At 60.0% G+C, this 21,894-nt stretch carries 17 protein-coding genes; 10 read left to right on the top strand and 7 right to left on the bottom strand.

The window, feature by feature from the left end; translation table 11 throughout:
- Positions 1-193: 193 nt before the first annotated feature.
- The gene (locus ACILSL_RS16540; protein ID WP_395733160.1) at positions 194-985 is read right to left on the bottom strand and encodes a hypothetical protein; all 792 of its coding nucleotides are present in this window, start codon (positions 983-985) and stop codon (positions 194-196) included.
- Between the two features lie 152 nt (positions 986-1,137).
- Between ACILSL_RS16540 and ACILSL_RS16535 the strand changes: the two genes are divergently transcribed.
- Positions 1,138-2,187 carry a peptidylprolyl isomerase gene (locus ACILSL_RS16535; protein WP_395733159.1) on the top strand — a complete coding sequence of 350 codons (1,050 nt, stop codon included), beginning with the start codon at positions 1,138-1,140 and terminating at the stop codon, positions 2,185-2,187.
- Here the strand turns inward: ACILSL_RS16535 and ACILSL_RS16530 are convergent.
- Positions 2,166-4,862 carry a cation-translocating P-type ATPase gene (locus tag ACILSL_RS16530; RefSeq protein ID WP_395733158.1) on the bottom strand — a complete coding sequence of 899 codons (2,697 nt, stop codon included), beginning with the start codon at positions 4,860-4,862 and terminating at the stop codon, positions 2,166-2,168. The genes ACILSL_RS16535 and ACILSL_RS16530 overlap by 22 nt on opposite strands.
- Positions 4,863-4,979: 117 nt before the next feature.
- Between ACILSL_RS16530 and ACILSL_RS16525 the strand changes: the two genes are divergently transcribed.
- The 4 genes from ACILSL_RS16525 to ACILSL_RS16510 all read left to right on the top strand — a co-directional run bounded on the left by ACILSL_RS16525 (position 4,980) and on the right by ACILSL_RS16510 (position 9,855).
- Positions 4,980-5,807, top strand: coding sequence for an NAD(P)-dependent oxidoreductase (locus ACILSL_RS16525; protein ID WP_395733157.1), 828 nt, complete (start codon positions 4,980-4,982; stop codon positions 5,805-5,807).
- 338 nt (positions 5,808-6,145) lie between these two features.
- Positions 6,146-7,438, top strand: coding sequence for a hypothetical protein (locus ACILSL_RS16520; protein WP_395733156.1), 1,293 nt, complete (start codon positions 6,146-6,148; stop codon positions 7,436-7,438).
- 406 nt (positions 7,439-7,844) lie between these two features.
- Entirely contained in the window at positions 7,845-8,780 is a 936-nt protein-coding gene (locus ACILSL_RS16515) for a sodium:calcium antiporter (protein ID WP_395733155.1), read from the top strand.
- Positions 8,743-9,855: a YbhN family protein gene (locus ACILSL_RS16510; RefSeq protein WP_395733154.1), complete on the top strand. Its 1,113-nt coding sequence runs from the start codon at positions 8,743-8,745 to the stop codon at positions 9,853-9,855. The genes ACILSL_RS16515 and ACILSL_RS16510 overlap by 38 nt, the downstream gene beginning before the upstream one ends.
- On the opposite strand, the gene mgtA is transcribed toward ACILSL_RS16510, so the two are convergent.
- The gene (mgtA, locus tag ACILSL_RS16505) at positions 9,852-12,374 is read right to left on the bottom strand and encodes a magnesium-translocating P-type ATPase (protein WP_395733153.1); all 2,523 of its coding nucleotides are present in this window, start codon (positions 12,372-12,374) and stop codon (positions 9,852-9,854) included. The genes ACILSL_RS16510 and mgtA overlap by 4 nt on opposite strands.
- A gap of 131 nt (positions 12,375-12,505) precedes the next feature.
- On the opposite strand from mgtA, the gene ACILSL_RS16500 reads away from it, so the two are divergent.
- The gene (locus ACILSL_RS16500; RefSeq protein ID WP_395733152.1) at positions 12,506-12,805 is read left to right on the top strand and encodes a hypothetical protein; all 300 of its coding nucleotides are present in this window, start codon (positions 12,506-12,508) and stop codon (positions 12,803-12,805) included.
- 19 nt (positions 12,806-12,824) lie between these two features.
- Here ACILSL_RS16500 and ACILSL_RS16495 read toward each other — a convergent pair whose 3' ends face one another.
- The 3 genes from ACILSL_RS16495 to ACILSL_RS16485 form a co-directional block, all read right to left on the bottom strand.
- Positions 12,825-13,100: a hypothetical protein gene (locus ACILSL_RS16495; RefSeq protein ID WP_395733151.1), complete on the bottom strand. Its 276-nt coding sequence runs from the start codon at positions 13,098-13,100 to the stop codon at positions 12,825-12,827.
- A gap of 93 nt (positions 13,101-13,193) precedes the next feature.
- Positions 13,194-14,594 (bottom strand): N,N-dimethylformamidase beta subunit family domain-containing protein, encoded by a 1,401-nt coding sequence (locus ACILSL_RS16490; protein WP_395733150.1) that lies wholly within the window; start codon positions 14,592-14,594, stop codon positions 13,194-13,196.
- A 195-nt stretch (positions 14,595-14,789) separates the two neighbouring features.
- Entirely contained in the window at positions 14,790-15,464 is a 675-nt protein-coding gene (locus ACILSL_RS16485; RefSeq protein WP_395733149.1) for a sigma-70 family RNA polymerase sigma factor, read from the bottom strand.
- Between the two features lie 149 nt (positions 15,465-15,613).
- Here ACILSL_RS16485 and ACILSL_RS16480 point away from each other — a divergent pair, with 149 nt between their 5' ends.
- The 4 genes from ACILSL_RS16480 (at position 15,614) to ACILSL_RS16465 (ending at position 21,229) form a co-directional block, all read left to right on the top strand.
- Positions 15,614-17,299: a TolC family protein gene (locus ACILSL_RS16480; RefSeq protein ID WP_395733148.1), complete on the top strand. Its 1,686-nt coding sequence runs from the start codon at positions 15,614-15,616 to the stop codon at positions 17,297-17,299.
- Positions 17,296-19,101 (top strand): efflux RND transporter periplasmic adaptor subunit, encoded by a 1,806-nt coding sequence (locus tag ACILSL_RS16475; protein WP_395733147.1) that lies wholly within the window; start codon positions 17,296-17,298, stop codon positions 19,099-19,101. Before ACILSL_RS16480 ends, ACILSL_RS16475 begins: the two co-directional genes overlap by 4 nt.
- Positions 19,101-19,850, top strand: a complete 750-nt coding sequence (locus ACILSL_RS16470) for an ABC transporter ATP-binding protein (protein WP_395733207.1) — start codon at positions 19,101-19,103, stop codon at positions 19,848-19,850. The genes ACILSL_RS16475 and ACILSL_RS16470 overlap by 1 nt, the downstream gene beginning before the upstream one ends.
- 716 nt (positions 19,851-20,566) lie before the next feature.
- Positions 20,567-21,229, top strand: a complete 663-nt coding sequence (locus ACILSL_RS16465) for a LysM peptidoglycan-binding domain-containing protein (protein ID WP_395733146.1) — start codon at positions 20,567-20,569, stop codon at positions 21,227-21,229.
- Between the two features lie 7 nt (positions 21,230-21,236).
- On the opposite strand, the gene ACILSL_RS16460 is transcribed toward ACILSL_RS16465, so the two are convergent.
- A partial coding sequence (locus tag ACILSL_RS16460) for a hypothetical protein (protein WP_395733145.1) occupies positions 21,237-21,894 on the bottom strand: 658 nt, incomplete at its 5' end.

Genomic DNA, 21,894 nt, shown 5'->3' with positions numbered 1-21,894 from the left:
GTCTTTGTAAGACGCAGACGCGTGTAGTTGGGGCTCCTTCGCCTCCACTTCGCCGCACATGCTGCTCCCGCAAAAGATGCCAATCAGCTGGATGTTCCCGTGGTGAGCCTCGATGCGGCAGGCTGGATCCTCCGGTCACCCCGTCATGGTTTGACGCGCTGCGGACCGGGCGCTGAGAGTCCTCCGTGGTGTTTCAGCCAATCCGTCGGCGGCGGCGCAGTGTCCATGCCATGCCGCAACTGGCGATGAGGAGGGCTCCGCCGGGCTCAGGAACTGGGGCAAAGCCACCGATCACAAGGCCGTCCTGCCAGTTGTTCGGGTCAGCCTCATTGAGCAGAGTGTTCACGGTGAAGTAGCTGTGCTGGACCACGTAGCTGTCGAAGAAGCCAAGCGTGTCCTTGGCGGCCACGTCGCTCAGGATGCTCTGGAAAAGCGCAGAGCGCGCGTCACCCGTGGGAGTGCCCAGAGGGGCAAAGTAGTCCAGATAGTCGCTCATGTCCGTGAAGTTCGACTTCGGCGGCTTGCCTGCGGTCTGCGAGAGGAAGTCCTGGATGGCGAACATCGCATTGAAGAACGTGTCGTTGTTGCCGAAGTCATGGTAGTCACCGCTCTGCTCAATAAACCGGCCCGAGGCACCTGCCAGGGTGTTCCACGGCAGGTACGTATCGAGTACATACTCCATCACGGCGACCTGCTTTGGCACGATGCCCGCGTAGAAAAGGGGGTCGGACAGGTAGATGTTGTTCCGTTCGATGTTCTGCACGGTCCAGCCATCCTGGAGCGACAGGGTGTCTGCGGTGATGGTCTGGTTGCTCAAAGCTGGCGTGCCAGGTTCAATGCAGAACCACCAGTAGGTTTGGCCACCGATGACATACTCGCCAATCGCATCGCCATTGTTGTCCAGTCCGGTCACGCTGACGGTTGCAGCCGTCGCAGTGACGGTGCAGGCCGCAAATATCAAGGGGATGAGACTTCGGAAGGTCATGGGCATATGGAATTTATGGTCATCGCCCGATAAATCTAGATTTATTTTGTGAAAAATATGAAAGCATGACAATAAACCGTGATGCCCCGCTAGCTTGCCGGTCAATGCACTCGCTTTCCAGCGGGCGGGTCGGTCCTGCGCTGCAAATTCTGATGCCCCCTATCTTCCAGGCCAATCCATGGCGGCTTGCCTTCACTTGCATGGCGGTCTGCTACCTTCTGGCAGACCTGTATGCCTTGAAAGGGCCTCTGTACCAAGCGTTGATCCAAAGCCCGGGCGGGAGGCTGGCTGCGGAGGTGGACGGTCTGCCGATCACGCAGCAGGATCTGCAGGTGGCCATGCGGGAGCAGCTGTGGAAGCACAATGCCGCATGGGCCAGTCTCGGCTCAGAGGCGCGCCGGCAGACACGCTGGCTGGCGCTGGAGCATCTGGTGAACGATCACCTCCTGCGTGCCTGCCGCAGCAAAAGCGGTTCCGGCACAGACTTGCTAGAGGACACAGTGAAACGTGAGTCGGAGCGGATGCAGCGGCAGTTTGCCGATGCGGCAGATTTTCCCAAACGCCTGGCCGCACAGCAACTGACGCCAAAATCGCTGGAAGCCCGGATCACTGACGCGCTCCTCGATGAAGCATGGATTGAGGCGAAAATTCAGACCCGCTTCAAGGCGGTCACGCCGCAGGACCTCCGCGCCTGGTATGACGAATTCAAGGAAACCCTCCGCATCCCGCAGGTGCACCACGCGGCGCATATTTTTCTCACCCGGCATGACTCCGCGAAGCCAGACCGCTCAGCAGAGATCCGCGAGATCCAGCGCCAGCTTCTGGCGAAGGAGAAGACCTTTGCTCAGCTCGCCAAGGAACACTCCGAGGACGCTCGCAGCAGATCATTGGGCGGCGACCTCGGCTGGTTCACGCAGCAGCGCATGCCGGCGGATTTCATCGCCGCGGTCGAAACGCTCAAGATCGGCCAGTTCAGCGAGCCCGTGCAGACACAGCTCGGCTGGCACCTCATCATCGTTCTTGAGCGTCACGCCTCACGCCTGCCTGCATTGACAGAGGTGACACACGAAATCACTGCGTTGCTCACCACCAAGCGTCGCGAGGTGGCCCTCAAGACCATCCTGGCCGAACTGCGGGAGCGCTCGCCGCAGCCGGTCGTTTATCACGCGGAGGTCATTGATCACGCTGAACCGGCTCCTTGATCCAGCCGGCGCCGTGCGCGCCACTTCCTGATTTCTTCGATCCACAGCACGCTGCTGCCGATCAGGCCGAGGAGCGCGACGTCCGCCAGCGGGATGGGCACCGTGTGGAAAATGCGGTTCATGGATGCGTTGTAGATGACGAGGATGTGCAGGGCGTTGCCAAGGATCAGTCCGCCGACGAGCCACCGGTTGCGAAGGATGTCGAAGCTGATCGAGGACTTGAGAGCGCTGCGGCAGTTGAGAACGTTGAACCACTGGGTCACGGCGACCAGTGTGAAGGTCTCCGTTTGCACCAGGGCAAACGGAGCGCCGCTGGCCTGCCGCCACAGGAAGAAACCAAAAACCGCCACCACCGCGGTGCTGACCATGAGCACCAGCCGTTGCAGCATCGCTCCTGTGATGAGCTGCTCATTCTTCGGCGTGGGTTGGCGGCGCATTTCATCGCCCTCCAGCCCCTCCATGATCAGGTTCACTGTCACCGCTCCTTCGGTCACGATGTTGATCCACAGGATCTGCACCGCCGCCAGCGGCAGCGGGTAGCCGCACAGCAAGGCCAGCAGCAGGATGGCCACTTCGTCAATCGAGGTCGCAAACAGGAACAGCACCACCTTCTTGAGGTTCTGATACACAAGCCTCCCTTCCTCAATGGCTTTCACGATGGTGGCGAAGTTGTCATCCGTGATGACGATCTTCGCCGCACCCTTGGCCACCTCCGTTCCGGTGATGCCCATCGCCACGCCCACGTCCGCTGCGGCCAGCGCCGGTGCATCATTCACGCCGTCACCTGTCATGGCCACCACCTGCTTCTGCGACTGAAAGGCTTTGACGATGCGCAGCTTCTGCGCCGGATGCACCCGCGCAAAAACGGAGATGCGGTCCAGGCTGCCGCGCAGTTCCCCCTCAGACATCGCTTCAAGTTCGGCACTGTCCACGGCGATGTCACCGGGCCTGGCAATGCCCAGCTCGGTCGCGATGGCCAGCCCCGTGGCCTTGTGATCTCCCGTGACCATCACCGGCCGGATCCCTGCCTCCAGGCACTCGGCCACGGCCGCCTTCACCTCTTCACGCGGTGGATCCATCTGGCCCAGAAGGCCAAGAAAGCTCAGTCGTCCGCGCCAGGGTTCAAAACCCGCCTCGACATCCAGCGGGACGTCATGGATCTCCGCCACCGCAAGCACACGCAGCGCCTGCGTCGCGAGTTCCTCGGCCGTTTGCTGCACTTGGTCGAGGTCCAGTGTGGCTGGATCGCAGAGCGTGAGCAGCTTCTCGGGCGCCCCCTTGAAAAGGATGCGGTGCCTGCCTCCATGGCCATGCTGCGTCGCCATCATCTTCTCGGCTGAGTCAAAGGGAATCTCCGCATGGCGCGGCCAGTGTTGCAGCAGCGTGCCGGGCTCAACGGAGCCTTTGTGCGCCACCGTGAGCAGTGCCGCCTCAGTGGGATCACCCAGCGGCCGCCAGCGCGTTTCCTCCCCCTCAGGCGCCACCAGGTTCGCATCGTTGCACAGGGTGATGGCTTCGAGCAGAGATCTCAACGCGGCATCATCCTTGGCGGAAAGATCCTGGCCGCTGGCGTGCAGCCTGCCTTCAGGCGAATATCCCGCCCCGGTGGCTTCCACCTGTCGTCCATCCGGCAGGATCAGCCGGGTGACGGTCATCTCGTTCTTCGTCAGCGTGCCTGTCTTGTCGCTGCAGATGATGCTGGTGGATCCAAGCGTCTCCACGGCGGCCAGTCGCCGCACGATGGCTCCGCGCCGTGCCATGCGTTGCATGCCCACCGCCAGCGCGATCGTCATGGCCACCGGCAGTCCCTCCGGCACCATCGAAACCATCTGGCTGATGGACACCATGAAAATCGTCACAAAGGGAATGCCGCGCATCAGGCCGAACCCGAGAAGCAAGACAAACAGCACGATGGAGGCGACCACCAGCCAGTTCCCAAATTGCTTGAGCCGCACTTCCAGCGGTGTCTTGGGCTGCTCCGCACTCGTCGTCATGCTGGCAATCTTTCCCACCTCCGTCTGCAGGCCCGTGGCCACCACCACCGCACGGCCACGGCCTGCGGTGAGATGTGTGCCTGAGTAAATCATGTTCCTGCGGTCCCCCAGACCTGCGTCATCAGGCACCAATTCGGTGCTTTTCACCACCGGCAGCGATTCTCCCGTGAGCTCCGCCTCGGTGGCTTCCAGCGCCGCTGCTTCCAGCAGTCGCGCATCAGCACCCACCTGATCTCCGGCTCCCAGCAAAAGGATGTCTCCCGGCACCAGTTCCCGTGCCTCGATGACCGATTCCTTGCCATCCCGGACGATGCGCACCTTCAGCGCCGAGAGCTTGCGCAGCGCCATCATGGAATGCTCCGCTCGTCCTTCCTGCACCGCACCAATCAGCGCATTGATCAGCACCACGATCAGGATCACCACCGCGTCACTGGCATGCCCCATTGCAAAGGAGATCACCGCAGCGACAAACAGTATGTAGATCAATGGACTCGCGAACTGCGATGCAAACACCCGCCACAGCGGCTTGTGTTTGTCCTCCGGGAGTTCGTTCGGCCCGTGTTGCTTCTGGCGTTCAGACACCTCGCTGCTGCTCAGTCCGGCCTGCTCGTCGGTCTGCAGCGCAGTCACAATTTTTCCAGATTCTACAGCGTGCCAGATGATCGGGGAAAGTGCCTGCATGGCAGACGATAAATTGGATCATGACAACCGCCATGGGTAATCTGCCCCATGGGTGGCAGATGACCTGGGGCTCAGGCGGCCGTTGCGCTCTGGCAAATGCGCGCTAAGGGCGTGGGCATGAAACAAAACGTTGGCATTCTCGGGCTCGGCATCATCGGCAGTCGTGTGGCGGACAACCTGCGCAAGGCGGGGCATGAGGTGTTTGTCTGGAGCCGCAGCGCGCGCGCTGTGCCCAACTTTCTCGCTTCCCCTCATGAGGTGGCCCAGGCGGCTGGCATCATCCAGATCTTCGTGCGTGACAGCGCAGCGCTGATCGAGGCCATTGAGGACATGAAGCCCGCTCTCAAGGCTGGCCATCTCATCATGAATCACGCCACCGTCAGCAAGCAGGCCACGCTGCAGGCCGCACAGCTCGTCGAAGAATCCGGCGCGGCCTTCCTTGATGCTCCCTTCACCGGCAGCAAGCTGGCAGCTCAGAACGGCAAGCTCTGCTACTACATCGGCGGCAGTGATCTGCTGCTGGAGCGCGCCCGCCCCGTTCTCGAAGCCAGCGCCGCCAAGATTCTGCCTCTCGGGGCCGTCGGCGAAGCCATGGTGCTCAAAATCGTCACCAACCTCGTCTCCGCCGTCATCGTCGAGGCCGTGGCCGAAGCCGCAGACATCACCAGGGCCAATGGCATCTCGCTCGAACGCCTGCACCAGGCCCTGGAGTCGAATGCCAACTACTCCACCCTCATTGGCATGAAGCTCCCCGCCATCATCAAGAGCGACTTCGAGCCCCACTTCGCCCTGCGCAACATGCTCAAGGACGCCGACTTCGCCCGCGAACTCGCCGCAGAAGCAAAGCTCAAAACCCCCGCCCTCGACTGCACCGCCGCCGCCATGCGCGCCGGAGTCGATGCCGGCCAAGGCGATCTCGATTTCAGCGTCATCGGCCAGCGCTGAAGTCATAAGTGATGCGGGCACTCCTGCCTGCAATGGCGCTGAGTTGCTTGCGAATAGTCCTCACAATCACCCGTCGTGACCGCCTGTTGTGGAATGGGTGTGGCTACAGCCCTCCCGTCTCCTGGTGCATGCCAATCCCCTCCGCTCGAACAGTCCAAAAAGGACATGCTCTCCTCCAATAGGCAGCCCCTTGTTCCCACCAAGATTTCTTCCTCCTCTCGCCGCCGTTAATGCGACGCCATTCCGATCACGAATGCTTTAACATCGACAAATCAGAGTTCTTCCCAGAGCATCCTCAAATGCCATCTTTACTCAGAATCCAATGAAACGACACGCTCATGATTCACACACGCACACTTCTCACCGTCCTGCTGCTCTCATTCGCCAGCGCAGCAACCGCCGCCGATGAATCCGCTCTTTGGGATCTGGCCAAAAACGACATCCCTGCGGCGAACAAGTCGGGCACGGTGGAAAAAGCAGACGGCGTGGTAAAGCTGCGCGATGGCGCATCTTTCGCTGTGCCTGCTGAAGCTTTTCCCGATCAGAAAAACTTCACCGTGCAGGTCACCCTTTCGCTCGATGCCCTGGTGCAGGACGCCGTCTTCACCTTGATGAACAAGCAGAGCAGCCAGAAGGACGACGGCTTCGCAATGTTCTTCAACTACAAGGACAAGCCCTACTATGCGCGGCAGGTGAACTCCGTCGTGAACAAGATCCTCATGGTCGGCGGCACTCTCAACGGCCGCAACGAGCCGGAGATCAACAAGCCAGTTACCTTCACCATGGCCCTGCGCAATGGCCTGGCCACCTTCTACATCGATGACGCCCCCATCAAAAAATGCTTCATGGAGCTTATTCCGAACGACGGCCCGATGTGGATCGGGCGCAACGACAACGCGAAGTCCAAAACCATGCCGGTGACGGTGCATGCCGTGAAGGTCTTCGGACCCGCCTACCGCTACGTCTCGAAGAAGGAGACAACTGGCGAGTTTCCACGCGGCGCGGTGGCCGGAAAAGGCTGGGCGCTGGAGGTTCCAAAGATCGAGCACCCGGAGTGGCCCAAAGTGCTGATCTACGGCGACTCCATTTCGGGAGGCTACAGCGGCCCTTTCATTTCCGAGATGCTCAAGCAGCACGTCTATGTCTTCCACTGCGTCCACTTCGTGGGTGGTGACGTGCCCGAGCAGGCGCTGACGGAAATGGCCGGACGGTTCAAGTTTGACGCGGTCGTCTTCAACAACGGCCTGCATTCCCTGGGCTGGACGCCGGACAAAGTTCCTGACGCTCTCGTGCTGGAGCGCATGCAGAAGCTGACGCGCTGCTTCAAGACCGGCGCACCACAGGCGAAAATCTTCTACCTCATGACCACGCCGCATACCGCAGCACGTCCTGCGCCCGACAAACCCGTCACCGCCTTTGGCGACAAAAACGACGTGGTGCTGCGGCTCAACACCCTTTCCGCCCAGGTGATGAAGCAGGAGGGCATCGAAGTGATCGATGCCTACGCCTTGCTGGCTGCTCACCTCGATCTCGCCTCTGGCGACAACTACCACTGGCAGACCCAGGCTTATCAACTGCTCAGCCAGCAGATCACCGGGCGGGTCCTGCCGGTGCTGGGAAAAGGAAAGTGAGCAAAATGCAAAGGAGCAAAGAACAGAGTCGGGCCAGCCACTGATAGTGGTTTGCGAAACTGATTTCCGAAATGCCCTTCCTTCCGTGCTGCTCCAAGGCTGGTAGGGACGCGTTGTGCGCGTCCCACTTTTCGGGTCTGCGGCAGCCGCAGGCACCCCAAAAAGGTGCGCCGTCCTCGCAGCCTTCTACATCGCGATATCCTTGAGATGGAAAGGACGCTGAGTGAGATGCGGTGCGAAGCGGGCGCGAGACAGTGCTGGGCGAAGAATTCCAAGGACACGCACAACGCGCTCCTGCTCCAGTGCTCATATCACTCCCAAAACCGTCCATTCCAAAAACACCCGCCGTTCGCACTTGCCGCCACAGTCACTGTTGACGAGAGATGGGGCGCAACCCTCCTTCTCTATGAGTGAAGCCATTTTGTATCTCGTCGCCGGTGTCGTGCTCGCCTGGTTTGGCGGTGAGCTTTTTGTGAGAGGCGGTGTCGGTCTGGCCGCATGGGCTCGCTGGCCCACGGCAGTGATCGGCGTCACCGTCGCTGCATTTGGTACGTCCGCCCCGGAGCTCATGGTCGCCATCCATGCTGCGCACGATGGCGTGCCGCAGATTTCCCTCGGCGATGTGCTGGGCAGCAATGTTGTCAATGTCTCCCTCGTGCTCGGTCTGGTTCTGTCCTTCTCCGGCATGAAGGCGGAGGACAGCGGCGTGTTGCGGGACTGGTTCATCTCCCTGCTGGTTCCGGGTATTTTGTTCGCCCTGCTCATGGACGGCTGGTTCTCCCGCTCGGATGCCATGATCATGATGGGCATCTTCTTCGTCTGGCTCCTGGTGGTGATCTCTCATGCCCGCGCTCATGCAGCAGCGCAGGCGGCACCAGCGGAAAAGGTGCCCGTGGCTCGCATGGTGGGTTTCAGCCTGCTGGGGCTTGCCTTGCTCATCGGTGCGGCACAGTTTGTGGTGCATGGCGGCAGGGCCGTGGCCCTCGCTCTCGGCTGGAGTCCCTTCATTGTTGGTGCGGTCATTGTGGCCGTCGCCACCAGCACCCCGGAGCTTGCCACCACGCTCATCGCCCGCATGCGCGGTCATCATGATGTAGGCCTCGGAAACATTCTCGGCAGCTGCATCTTCAATGCGTTCTTCATCTCCTCTGTCGCCGCTTTGATCCAGCCCTACAAGGTCAACGTGCCTGAGATCATGCCCAGCCTGCTTTTTGCTGCCCTTACCACTCTGCTGATCATTCCCGGCCCCGGCGGCTACATCGGCCGCTTCCGTGGTTTCCTCCTGCTGGCCATCTACGGCATCTATGTCATGCTGTCTCTGGACCACAGCGCTGCGCACTGAAGACCGGTTCGTGATTGACGGCACAGATGGGCGCTTCCATCTAAAGAGCATGCCAGAACTAAACAGACCGGAGGAGTCTGATGATTCGCTCCCACAGGAGCCTGTGGAAGCGCCGTCATCCAGACCCTGGCTGATCTGGTTGATCGGAGCGGCGGCCTGTGGAGCCTTGGTTTTGGTCGTGACGCACCTGACTGAGGAGGAGGAGTTCCTGCGTTTGTTAAACCAGATCGACGTTTCCTGGCTCGGCCTTGCGCTGCTCCTGCAATCCGGCACCTACGTTCTGCAGGGCATCGTCTGGCGCGTGGTGGTCAGCGCGGGTGGGCAGGGGCTTTCATTGGGCAAATCCTTTGAGCTGAGTCTGGCCATGCTCTTTGTGGATCAGGCGCTGCCCTCCGGCGGCATCAGCGGCGTGGCCGTGGTGTCCGGTGCCCTCTCACGGCTGGGCATGCCGCGTGCCGTGGTGGCCTCTGCGGTGCTGGTGGATGTGGCCTTGTACCACCTCGCCTATGCCTCCTGCATGGCCGTGGCTCTCGGCGTCACTCTCTACCACTCCTACCTGCCCGGATGGGTGAACGCTGCCATGCTGGTCTTTCTGCTGGTGGAACTCGGCGTCGTCGCGTTCCTGATCTACCTGCCCAGCGGGGGCTTGATTTGGGTGAAAACCAGACTCCAGCGCTTCACCAAGCTGACTCGATTGCTGCAATGGGTGGAGCATGCACCCGCCGGCTCGTTTAAAAACCACCGCGTGCTGCTCCTCGCCTTCGTCATGCACGCGCTCATCTTTGTGCTCGATGCCGCGACCATCTGGGTGGCGGCGCGCGCTCTCGGCGTGACGTCGTCCCTCGGTGGCGTGTTTGCCAGCTTCATGGTTTCAAACTTGTTCCGCACCATCGGCATCATTCCGGGAGGCCTCGGCACCTTTGAAACAGCCTCCGTCATGGCCTTGAGAAGCATCGGCATGCCGCTCTCTGTCGGCCTGTCCGCCACCTTGCTCTTCCGCGGCCTCAGCTTCTGGCTGCCCATGATTCCCGGCCTGATCTGCTCACGTCGTCTCCTGCGAAACCGCCGCGATTAACGAGGCACCGCCGCCTGCTCCAGCTTCGCAAACATCACTCGCTTCACCACCTCGCTGGTCAGCAAATAAAGCATGGTGATGATCACAAGCGTGACCATGAAATACCAGGGCAGGGGCACAAGGCCAAACATGGCGCCAAGAGCTGTGTAGGGCAGCACGATGGTGCTGCCGGCGACGACGAGCGTGGCGATGGCAAGGATGCGGCCGGGTTTGCTCTGGAAGATCGAGCGATGCGTGCGAATGACCATGACGATGAACAGCTCCGTCATGAGTGATTCGATGAACCACCCCGTTTGAAACTGCGCCTCGCTCGCCCGCAGCATCACCAGCAGCGCGCCAAAGGTCAGATAGTCAAACACCGAGCTCACGAGGCCGAAGGCCACCATGAAACGCCGGATGAACTTCTGGTCCCAGCGCCGTGGCTTCAACACCTGCTCAGCATCCACGCTGTCCGTCGCAATGGTCAGCGCAGGCAGGTCGGAGAGGAAGTTGTTGAGCAAAATCTGCTTCGGCAGCAGCGGCAAAAACGGCAGAAACAGGGATGCCCCCGCCATGCTGAACATGTTTCCAAAATTCGCGCTGGTGGTGATGAAGATGTACTTCAGCGTATTCGCAAACGTGATGCGCCCATTGCGCACACCCCGTGCGAGCACACCCAGATCATGCCGCAGCAGCACGATGTCCGCTGCCTCCTTGGCCACATCCACCGCTCCCTCCACCGAGATGCCCACATCCGCCGCATGCAGCGCGGAGGCGTCATTGATCCCATCACCCAGATAACCCACCACATGCCCGGCTTTGCGCAGCGCGATCAGAATGCGCTCTTTCTGGTTCGGCTCCGTTTCCGCAAAGATGTCCACCTCGCTCACGCGATTGATCAGCGCGGCATCATTCATCCGGTGCAGTTCTTCACCCGTGAGCACCTCCGGCCTCGCAATGCCCATCTGCGTGCCCAGGCGCTGCGCCACCAGGCGGTTGTCTCCCGTGATCACCTTGAACTCCACACCCAGCTGCCGCAGCTCCTGAATCGCCTCCGCCGCACCGGCCTTCGGCGGGTCATCAAACAGTAGGAAGCCCGTGAAGGTCATCTCCTGCTCGTCATCCTTGTTGATCACAGGATCGTCAGTGACATCGCGGCTGGCCACTCCCAGCACTCGGTGCCCGGCGTTGCTGTAGTCAGCAAATCGCTGCTGCAGCTCGGCATGAAACTCCGCCATCGGTTGATCTCCCTTTGGCGTGGACACCCTGGTGCAAACCGCCAGCACATTGGCAAAGGCCCCCTTGGTGACCATGACATGACGTCGTGCCGCATCGGCGTGCTCCACCACGACGCTGAGCCTCTTGCGGATGAAATCATACGGCACTTCATCAAACTTGCTGAAGGCGCTCAAATCGAGGCCGGCTTCCTCACGCAGCGCCGCATCGATCGGATTCGCAAAGCCGCTTTCAAACGTGGCGTTCAGCACGGCCTGCAGTCGCACCCGTTCGCTGGCGCTGCCCTGCGCATCGTACGCCCCCAGCAGCTTGACACGGCCTTCCGTGAGCGTTCCCGTCTTGTCAGAGCAGAGCACGTTCATGCTGCCAAAGTTTTCAATCGAAGAGAGCCTCCGCACGATCACCTGGTCCTCCGCCATGCGCTTCGCACCGCGCGCCAGTGTGATGCTTACGATCGCCGGTAGCAGCTCCGGCGTCATGCCCACAGCCAGTGCCAGCGCAAACAAGAAGGACTCCAGCACCGGCCGGTGGAAGAACACATTGATGGCAAAAATCGCGATGACGAAAATCAGCGTCACCTTGATCAGCATCTCGCCAAAGCGGCGCAGTCCGCGCTCAAAATCCGTCTCCGGCGCGCGCAGCCGCAGCCGCTCGGAGATGGCGCCAAACTCCGTCTCCGCCCCGGTGTGCACCACCAGCACGCGCGCCGTGCCGCTCACCACATGCGTGCCTTCAAACACCGCGTTGAAGCGTTCGCTCTGCTTCGCGTTTTCAGCCACCGCACCGACCTTCTTCTCCGCCGGATAGCTCTCACCGGTCAGCGCGGATTCATCGACAAACAGATCCTTGGATTCAATCAGCAGCCCGTCTCCGGGGATCGTGTCACCCGCGCTCAGCATCACCACATCTCCTGAGACAACCTGATCCGCCGGCAGATCCGTCGTCCTTCCATCACGCATCACGGTGGCTTTCGCCTGGATCACCGCCAGCAGCGCCGCCACCGCATTCGCGGCACGGTATTCCTGCCAGAATCCGAGCAGCGTGCTCATCAGCACCACTGTCGAGACGATCACCACATCCATCTTGTCGCCGAGAAAAGAGGAGATCGCCATGGCCACCAGCAGCAAAATCACCAGCGGGCTGCGAAACTGATTCAGCAGCAGACGCCATGGGCCGCTTCCCGTTTTGTGCAGCCGGCCTCGGGCCCGGGCCAGCCGTTCAGCGGCACTGGTGGCCGTGAGTCCTTCGTGGGTCGAACTGACCTGCTCCAAGGCTGCTTCAAGTGTGAGCAGGTGAATGTTCATGCGGATCATCTGTCAGGCGCAGGTGTGTAAATTGCAATGACGCAATGTCCGGTCCAAAAGCTCTCTGCCCGGCACCGCCTCATAATGGAATCCAGTAGCAGTGATGCAGGGATGTTGCGCATGGACACAGCATGAAGTCACCCCCTAGCATCAAGATGCACACAGCCATGCACAAGCACGCCACCAACTTGGAATGCTCTCTGGACTGTCCTTGGCGGGGCACTTGCCAGTGCCTGCGGCTTCTCGTGAAGCCGAGCGTCCTGCTTGGAGGCCATCTCGGCAGCGCGCAACTCTCCGGGGTGAAGTCAATGTACTATCCGCATGTTCTGCCACCATGCGTGAAACCAGACGGCACTCTGCATTGGGACAATCTGGAAGATGATCCCGAAGACGTGCTGCTAATCTGGGCTGATGCCGATCCCTTGTTGTGAGAGCAGGGCCGGCTCAAATTCAACGCTCTTGCGGCGTCCTGGCGGCATCTTTTTCACAGCAGATCTCAAAGGCTTTGAGCACGCCGAGCCCCAGCAGCGCCGGTGGCAGCAGCCGGGTCGCGATGCTCGCCGTCGCTCGGGCCAGCACGCGTGAGGGCAGCAGGTTGAGCACAAGACCTGTGCCCATCGCCACCACCACCGCTTTGGTGGGGTCCCGTCGCACACAGTCTTCCACTCGCTTCAGAGTTTGATGAAGAAAGAGCTCGGCTGCGTGAGGTGGCGTGGGAGGATTCATGACAGATAAACGTATTTCATCTCGCTGCAGTGGCTTCACACATCTTGCGTGATCCTGCGCGGAAGATGCTCCCGGACCGGCATTGCCGCCACCTCATTTTGCCAGTCGTTCCAGCACATTCTGCGTGATGCGGATCACCGCGGCATCACCTCCCTGCAGGCCATGCGCCCAGTCGGTGGTGGCGGCGGTGAAGACTGTGCCTCCACGCGTGTAGAGTCCCAGGCAGGCCGCGCCCGTGCGCCCCTTCTCCCACTGCTCATACCACTCCGCATCATCGGGGTGCCAGCGCACCGGGCACGTGGCCAGCACTTCAAAGGTCTTCGGCGTCCCATCCTTGAAAGTCGGAAACGGCAGGCCGTCCTTCCAGCTCAGTTCACAGCCATCGCATTCATAGCCCACGATGGTATCCTTGCCGCCGAACTTGTCACCACGCTTCAAGCCCGTGCCGGCCAGCACCCAGTGGTCGGGGCGGTGCACCTCATACTCCGCCGGATCAGTCATAAACTGCCCATGGCTTTTGCGATAGCCACCCCACAGAAAACCGACCCCCGTCAGTTCGTTCTCAGGACGCTTCAGCAAATGATGGCTCCATGCCGTGCTCAGCGTTTTAAAGTCACGCGTCGCAAAGACGGGGTCCAGGTGGTAGTTCTGCTTGCAGCAGGTGAAGGCGCGCCCGTTGTCTTCCGCACGCACCTGCCAGCAGCAGGTGTTCCCGCTGAAGAAGGCCACATTGCCCCCTTTGCCGATCCACGCCTCCAGATTGTCCCGCATCGGCGTGCTCCAGTACTCATCATGCCCCACGCTCAGCACCAGCTTGTAGCTCGTCAGCATCTCCGGGCGAAATTCCAGATCATCATTCGCGGCAAATTCCAGCGCGTAGCCATTCTTCTCCGCCCATTGTATAAACGGCAGCTCCCACCGCGCATACTGCGAAGGCCCGGGCCGCTCGAAGCTCACCCGATGCCCCTGGTTGTTCGAAAGGCTGTTGTAGGCATACACAGAAAAGCCGCCCCAGTTGTTGTACGCATTGTACGTGTTCGTGCAAAGTTGCAGCAGGATCTTCGAAGTCGTGCCCGGCTTCGCTTGCCGCACGATAAACCACGCACTGCTCTCCGCCGTGCGTTTGCCACGGTGCGTCCATTTGCCGCCGCCATCAGCCGCACGCAGCACCACCTCATAGTAGCCGCTTTTCCATGCCGCGTCGCTGGGCACCCTCACACTCTCCGGCCAGCGGCAGCCATTCGCAGACGCATCCTCCGGCACCGGATACGCAGCTCCGGGCACATCCGATTTCTTCCACACCACCTCCCGCGTGGCCCCCAGGCGCGCCACCTCGATCTCATACTTTGCCGCCGTCGTGCTCACATGGATCGGGATCTCCTCCCCCTGCGCGATGCTGCGCTGCCCGGCATAGCCTTCGATGAACAGCGGTGCAGGATCCGCGGCATGCAGAGATGAGACGGCGAATAAAAGAAGGGCAAGAGTACGGCGCATGCCTACCGCTACGTCAGAGAAGGGGCGGCGCTTTCACAAAGCCCGATACCAGGCCGGAGTATCGGCATCAGTCCGTTGAATAAACGAGAAATCTTCCCAGCCGTAGGAAGGGCGTGGCGACAGCCCGCCCCTCTGCGAGGATCTTGAAAACGTCCCACCATTTCACCACTCCCCAGGCCCACACGACAGCAAGCCCTACTCCTCCGCCTCAGACAGTTTCGCCGCCTCTCGTTTCAAAATGCGCCCCACCCGATGCTTCGCCAGGTACACCTGCGCCGCATTGACTCCCAGCTCCTTCTTCACGCGCTCAGGGCTCCACCCTTTGATCACGTAGCAGGAGAAAATCTGGAACTGTCGTGGCGACACCAGCGCACGCACCCGGCGCAGCGCGATGTCCATCACCTTGTCCTGCCACTCCTTCTCCCACAGCTTCTCCAGCGCCACACCATTCGGATCCGCGCAGCGTTCGATCGGTGCCGTGCGCCGCTCGTCCGTTTCATCCGCATACAGATTCGCCTCACGGCTCTGCTGCTTCTTGCGCCGGCGGAATTGGTCCAGAATGCGCCAGCGCGCTTGATTCAGCAAAAATGATTTAAAGGACCCCAGGCTCGTGTCGAACTTCTTCTTCTGCAGGTTCTTGGCCACGCCGATGAAGGTCTCCTGCACCACATCACTGGCCTCGTCATCACTCAGGCCCGTCTTGCGCGCCACGTGGAAGACGAAACCCGAATAGGTGCGGTAAAATTCATCCCAGCTTGCCCAGTCATCCCAGTTGTCCAATTTTTCAATCAACGTCTTCCGGGTCGGGGGCGATCCAGAGGTCTCCTTCAGGAGTTCTTCAGTTTCAGCGACTTTGGGTAGGTCGGACATGCGAGGGCTGGATAGTAACGGCGGCTTGGGTGGAGGCAACGACGTTTTGTCATCCATTCGATAGATAATCCCCCCAAAAGGCGTATTGCACAGTCCCCCCCAAAACCAACCCTCCGGCCCAACCACCCCAAATGCCGGTCAGACTTCCTATGCCAAATCATCGCCTCTTCCAGCCTGCCGTCGCGTTTCTATCGCTGCTGGTCTTGGGGTTGAGTGCCTGTAGCACTGGATTTTACAAAAAATGGGCGGACAAGGAAACCTACGGCATCCTGCGCAAAAAAGCCAGCAAGGTGCCAAACTCAGGGCAGGCGTTTCTAGACATCACCCCACCCCCACCGGTGAAGATGGAGGAACTCCGCAAAAACATGAAGAAGGAGGAGTTCCTCGGGGATCGCGCCTATTTGGAGGAGAATGCACGCGTCATCAGCCTGGCTGAGGCTCTGAACTACGCCGTGCATCGCAACCGTACCTATTTGGTTCAAAAGGAAACCGTTTACCTGGCCGCGTTGAATCTCACCCTCGTCCGGCAGCAGTACGGCCCCATCATTGCCGGTGGCGGCTCCGCCACCAAGGCCAGTACCGATGCAGTCACCGGCATCAACAATCTCGTCCGCACCTCCACCCTCACCACCACCGGCAATCTCGGATTTTCCGCCCTCACCCGCACCGGGGCCCTCCTTGCCACAAACCTCACCACCAATTTTGTCCGCTTCTTCACCGGTGGCAAAGACAGCGGCATCTCCCAGCTCGGCTTCTCCCTGGCTCAGCCCCTCCTCAGCGGGGCCGGCTATCTCTCCGCCTCAGAAGTGCTGACTCAAAGCGAGCGCAGCGTCCTCTACGCCATTCGTACCTTCGCCCAGTATCGCAAATCCTTCGCCGTGGACATCGCCGCCCAGTACTACGGCGTCATCCAGTCCCGCGAGACCGCTCGCAACGCCTATCTCGCCTTCAAAGCCTTTGATTTTGTGGTCGCCCGTGAGACCGCCATGCAGAAGGAAAATGCCGCCAACAGCACCAAATCCTCCGTCTTCCGTCTCGTCCAGTCCCGCATCGTGTTTGAGCGTTCATGGATCAGCGCCATCCGCGACTACGAGCAGGCCTTGGATGATCTGAAGGTCAATCTCGGTCTGCCCGTCACTGCGCGTTTCGTCGTGGACTACAAGGACAAGGACGCCCTCCAGATCATCGAATCTCCCGGCACGCTGGACGAAGCCATCTCCATCGCCATGACCAACCGCCTCGACATCTGGAATCTGCGGGATCAGGTGGAGGACACCAGCAGGCGCGTCCTCATCGCCAAGCAGCAGGCGCTCCCAAGCGTCAACGCCCTGGTCAACTACAACATGCTCGATAACCCGGACCACAACGACTTTAGGCTCGTCCCCGGCAACAAAAACTACAGCGTGGGCCTGAACACCGATCTCAACCTCAATCAAAAGCCTGAGCGCAATATCCTACGCTCCTCCATCGTCGCCGAGCAGCAGGCCAGGCGTGCCCTGGATCTCTTTGAAGAAAACACCCGCAGCGACGTCCGCACCGGCTGGCGTGACCTGCAGCTCGCACGCAAGCAGTACGAACTCGCCAAGCTGGGCATGGAGATCAGCACGCAGCGTCTGGAGGTTGAAGAAGCCTTCAACGCCGAAGGCCTCGGCACCGCCATCAACCTCGTCGATGCCCAGCGCGACATGAACACCACGCGAAACCTCATGGTCTCCACCACCATCAATCACACGCTCGTGCGTCTGCGCCTCTGGCGGGACATGGGAGTGCTCTTCATTGAGAAAGACGGCGGCTGGGTGGACGTATTGAACAAGGAGAAGCCAAAAGGAGAATGAAGAAGGGAAAATCCAACAAAGGAATCATCATCGCAGGCGTCAGTGTTCTCGCTGTCGTCGGCTGGTGGAGCATGTCCGGCGGTGGCGCTGCTGCTGAAAAGGTGCCCACGCGCATTGTGCAGCGCGGCCCGCTTGAGATCACCGTGCTGCAAGGCGGGGAAATCCGCGCCCTGCAAAACAATGCGGTGAAGAGTGAAATCGAAATCCCCACCAAAATTCTCAACCTCATCCCTGAAGGCTATCTGATCACCGAAGAGGATGTCAAAGATGGCAAGGTTTTGATCGAGCTCGACAGCACCGACCTCAAAACCAAGATCGAGACCCACGAGATCGACTTCCAGACCACGGTTTCAAACTACATCGACGCCGACGAGAACCGCGAGATCCAGAAAAGTGAAAACCAAACCCTGGTGCGCGATGTCAAGCAGGTCGCCATCTTCGCCCTCATGGACTTTGAAAAGTACCTTGGGCGGGAGGTCACCGGCGCCATCCTCACCACGGCAGGCCTGCCCTCAGACGTGGATGCCTTTGAAAAATACGCGGACGTCCTCGAGACTCAGGCCAACGCCCAGGTTTCCTCCGAGGCCGCCCTCTCCAAACGCGTCACCAATCCCAAGCCCGGCGTGGCCAAAAAATCAGTCGTAGCCCCCCCGGTCAGCGAGATGATCAACTTCACTCCTTTCCTTGAACAGAAGGCGCAGAGCGACGGCGAGGCCCAGCAAAAGCTCCGGCAGCTCGAAGACGACATGCTGCTGCGCCGCTCGGAGCTCGCCCTTGCCAAGCAGAAGGTGGAATCCTCCAAGCGCCTCGCGGAGAAAAAATTCGTCACTTCCGCCCAGATGGAGAATGACTTGGTGAGCTTCGACAAAGTGCAGCTCTCCGTGAAAACCGCTGAAACGGCGCTCGCCTTGTACAAAAAGTACGAATTCAGCAAGCACTGCGCCACCTACCTCGCCGCCTATCGTGAGGCTCTCAACAAGCTGCAGCGTACCATCCGCGCCAACCGCTCCCGCATGGCCCAGGCTGAGACCCGCTTCAGCACCGCCAAGCGCCGCTATGAAATGGAGCTGGCCCAGCGTGAAAACCTGGAGCTCCAGCTCAAGGCCTGCGTCATCAAGGCCCCGCAGCCCGGCTTGGTCGCCTACGGCGACTTGAACGCCAGCTCTTCCTACAACTACAACAACAGCGTCGAAGAAGGGGCCACCGTCCGCCTGCGCCAGACCTTGCTCACCATCCCGGACATGAGCCAGATGGGCGTCCGTGTGAACGTCCATGAATCCCAGATCAAAAAAGTCCGCATCGGCCAGCCGGTCAAAGTCCGGGTCGATGCCGAACCGGGCAAGGAGCTGGACGGCCGCGTCGCCGAACTCGCCGTGCTTCCAGACTCCAGCAGCAGCCGTTACACGCCCAATCTAAAAGTCTATCCCTGCACCATTCACATCAACGGCTATCACCCTTGGATGAAGCCGGGCATGAATGCCAAGGTCGAAATCATCGTCGATCAGCTCGCTGACGTTCTCTACGTGCCAGTCCAGTCCATCGAGGTCGATCAGGACCACCATTTCTGCTACATCAGCAACAATGGAAATCTGGAACGCCGGGAGATCAGCACCGGTCTCTTCAACGATGAATTCATCGAGGTTCGCGATGGTCTGAAGGGCGGCGAGGCCGTGGCCCTCTCCCTCCCCAAGAAAGCTGAAACCGACATGGGAGGTGCGGGCAAAGCCGAGCCTGAAAGCGGCGCGCCCAAAGCCAAACCGTCCAAGCCCAAGGAAAAAGCCGTGGCGATCGCCAAACCGTGATGCCGGACACTGATCCCATCATCAAGCTGGTGGACATCTGCAAGAGCTACCAGATGGGTGACACCACCCAGCATGTGCTGCAGGGCGTCTCACTCTCCATCTACCCCGGAGAATACGTCTGCATCATGGGCCCCTCCGGCTGCGGCAAGTCCACCCTCCTCAATGTCCTCGGCTGCCTCGACCAGCCCACCACGGGCGACTACTACCTCGGCGGTCTCAATGTCGCTCACCTTGAGGATGACGATCTTTCCGCCGCCCGGAACAAAAACCTCGGCTTCATCTTCCAGAGCTACAATCTCATTCAGCAGCTCAGCGTCATCGAAAACATCGCCGTGCCGATGTACTATGGCGGCGCGAAAGACTCAGAGATGATCGAAACCGGCACCCGCCTCGCCACCCAGGTCGGCCTGGAGCACCGCCTCCATCACAAGCCCAACGAACTCTCCGGCGGCCAGCAGCAGCGCGTCGCCATCGCCCGCGCCCTCTCGAACAGCCCCCTCGTCATTCTCGCCGACGAAGCCACCGGCAATCTCGACTCCAAATCCGGCAAAGAAATCCTCGATCTCTTCGACGACCTCAATCAGCAGGGCAAGACCCTCGTCTTCGTCACCCATGACGAGCGCATGGTCCAGCGCTGCACTCGCATCATCCGTCTCAAAGACGGCGTCATCGAACACGACCAGGCCGGTGCCAAAGCCGACCGCCTCCGCGGCAAAGTCATCGGCCAGCACTACGGCCTCGCCGCGTAGCACAAGCCTCCGGCTTGTGTTTGTATCCGCCAGGTAGCACGGGCAATCCTGCCCGTCGCCAACGCCTCCGCAAACAGCCAGGCTCCCATGCTCGAAAGTGATGTGGGCACTCTTGCCCGCACTCCCAGGGTAGCTATCCTCCCCATGAGTCCAGCGCTGCACCCGCATCATCCGCCTTCGTGACGGCGTCATCGAACACGACCAGGCCGACGCCAAAGCCGACCGCCTCTGCGGCAAAGTCATCGGCCAGCACTACGGCCTCGCCGCTTGAGGCCCCGTTCTGACTTCGAAAATCACCAATCCTTGTTCATCAATCGTCAATCGAGCATAACCATGACGTGCGAAAGCCGAACAGATTGACGATTGTCGAATCATCGATTTTGGATGGGGGAGGTCCAAAACCCGGTCGCAGCAAGTTGCCTCTCTAAGCTCACTCAGGGTGCCAAACATCCAGGCGCTGCGATAGGGACACATTTTGACGAATCGTTCCACTCTTCGCAACAGTCTCTCATCCACCACTTGGACGTCGGCGAGTCCCAGAGCTGGTAGGGACGCGTTGCGCGCGTCCCTCTTTTCGGGTCTGCCTCACCCGCAGGCAACCTAAAAAGGTGCGCCGTTCCTGCAGCCATCTGCAGCCGATGCCTGTGAGCTGAAAAGCGACGGCGTTCTAAAAATCCCCATTCGCTTTTCCCCCACCGCCAGCAATCATCCCACCCATGGCCCAATACTCCGTACGCCCCGGCGACAACCCCTCAAAGATCGCGGCATCCTTTGGCATGACGCTGGATCAGTTTCAATATTCGAACCCTGACCTCGTCGAATATGGCACGGGCAGGTGGAAGGTTTTGTTTCCCGGTCAGCTGGTGAATGTGAGCGACGCCGGAGCGGGCGGACCTGTGGCGGCACCCACCGCGACGGCTCCGGCCGATTTTGCCGCCCCCCCGCCATGGATGCAGATCGCCATCATGGAGGTCGGCGTGCAGGAATGGGCCGGAGCGGCGGATAATCCCCGCATCCTCGAGTATCTGCGCAGCTGCGGCATCAGCGGCATCAGCGGCAGCCTGCTGCACGATGAAACCGCCTGGTGCGCCGCCTTTGTGAACTGGTGCGTGAAGAACTCCGGCTACCAGCCACGCGGCAGCGCCAAAGTTTCTGACTGGTGGAGCTGGGGCCGTCCGGTCGTCCCGACCTACGGCTCCATCTGCATTTTGCAGCCGCTCACCGTGGATCAGGCTGGCAGCGGCCACATCGGTTTCCTCCATGCGCAGGATGACACCAACGTCTGGCTCCTCAGCGGCAACTCCCACAACCAGGTGCGCATCTCAGCCTATCCAAAATCCAAACTCATCCCCAACGCCCCCTTCCGCTGGGCGTTTTGAGGCATGCTCAAGGCTTCATGTCTTTGATATGCATCCGATCATCAATCCAGAAAGCTTTCTTGCCTGAATCATTGAATCCAGGGGTGATTTGCATGTGGATGCAAAAGATCTCCGGACCGGTTTCAGTCATGGTCACCCATCCTTGTTTGAAGGTTATTTTCTGATCGATGATTCGATTGATGATGGTGCCATCAGCCATCCAGTTCGTCGGCATTGATGCGTCCCGATTTGGGTAGAAGCGGATGGTCAGATGTGAATCAAAATCATTGTCACTGGCATTGAAGTCATAGGTTCCACTCCAATCCATGGGGGTCGACTTCGAGTGCGCCCTGACCTGGCGTGAAGTAAAGCTGCTGCATTGAGAAAACTCAAAACAGAGGGCAATCAATAACAGAATTCTGGTCAATAGGCTCATTTGGATGGCATTCAATTCGAGGATGAGTCGAAGGCTTTTGAGATTGGGTATAGCGTTTTCCAAAACTGATTTCCGGATAGAGGCGCATGGCCACGCGTCTGCCCAGCGCAGGTAGGGCTGGCTGTCCAGGCTGTGTGAAAACACTCTTTTTAGAAAGGCCTGCCCGGAATGCCGGTTAAATTCTGGCATTCTGCCAGGCGATTTTGCCCTCAGCGCTGTGCTGCTTTCCTGAGCGCTTGTAATGCGCTTA

Source organism: Prosthecobacter sp. (genome assembly GCF_044222345.1).
In the GTDB taxonomy this organism is placed as follows: domain Bacteria; phylum Verrucomicrobiota; class Verrucomicrobiia; order Verrucomicrobiales; family Verrucomicrobiaceae; genus Prosthecobacter.
The sequence above is the reverse complement of the archived record's forward strand: the minus strand, read 5'-3'. Positions and strand labels throughout refer to the sequence as shown.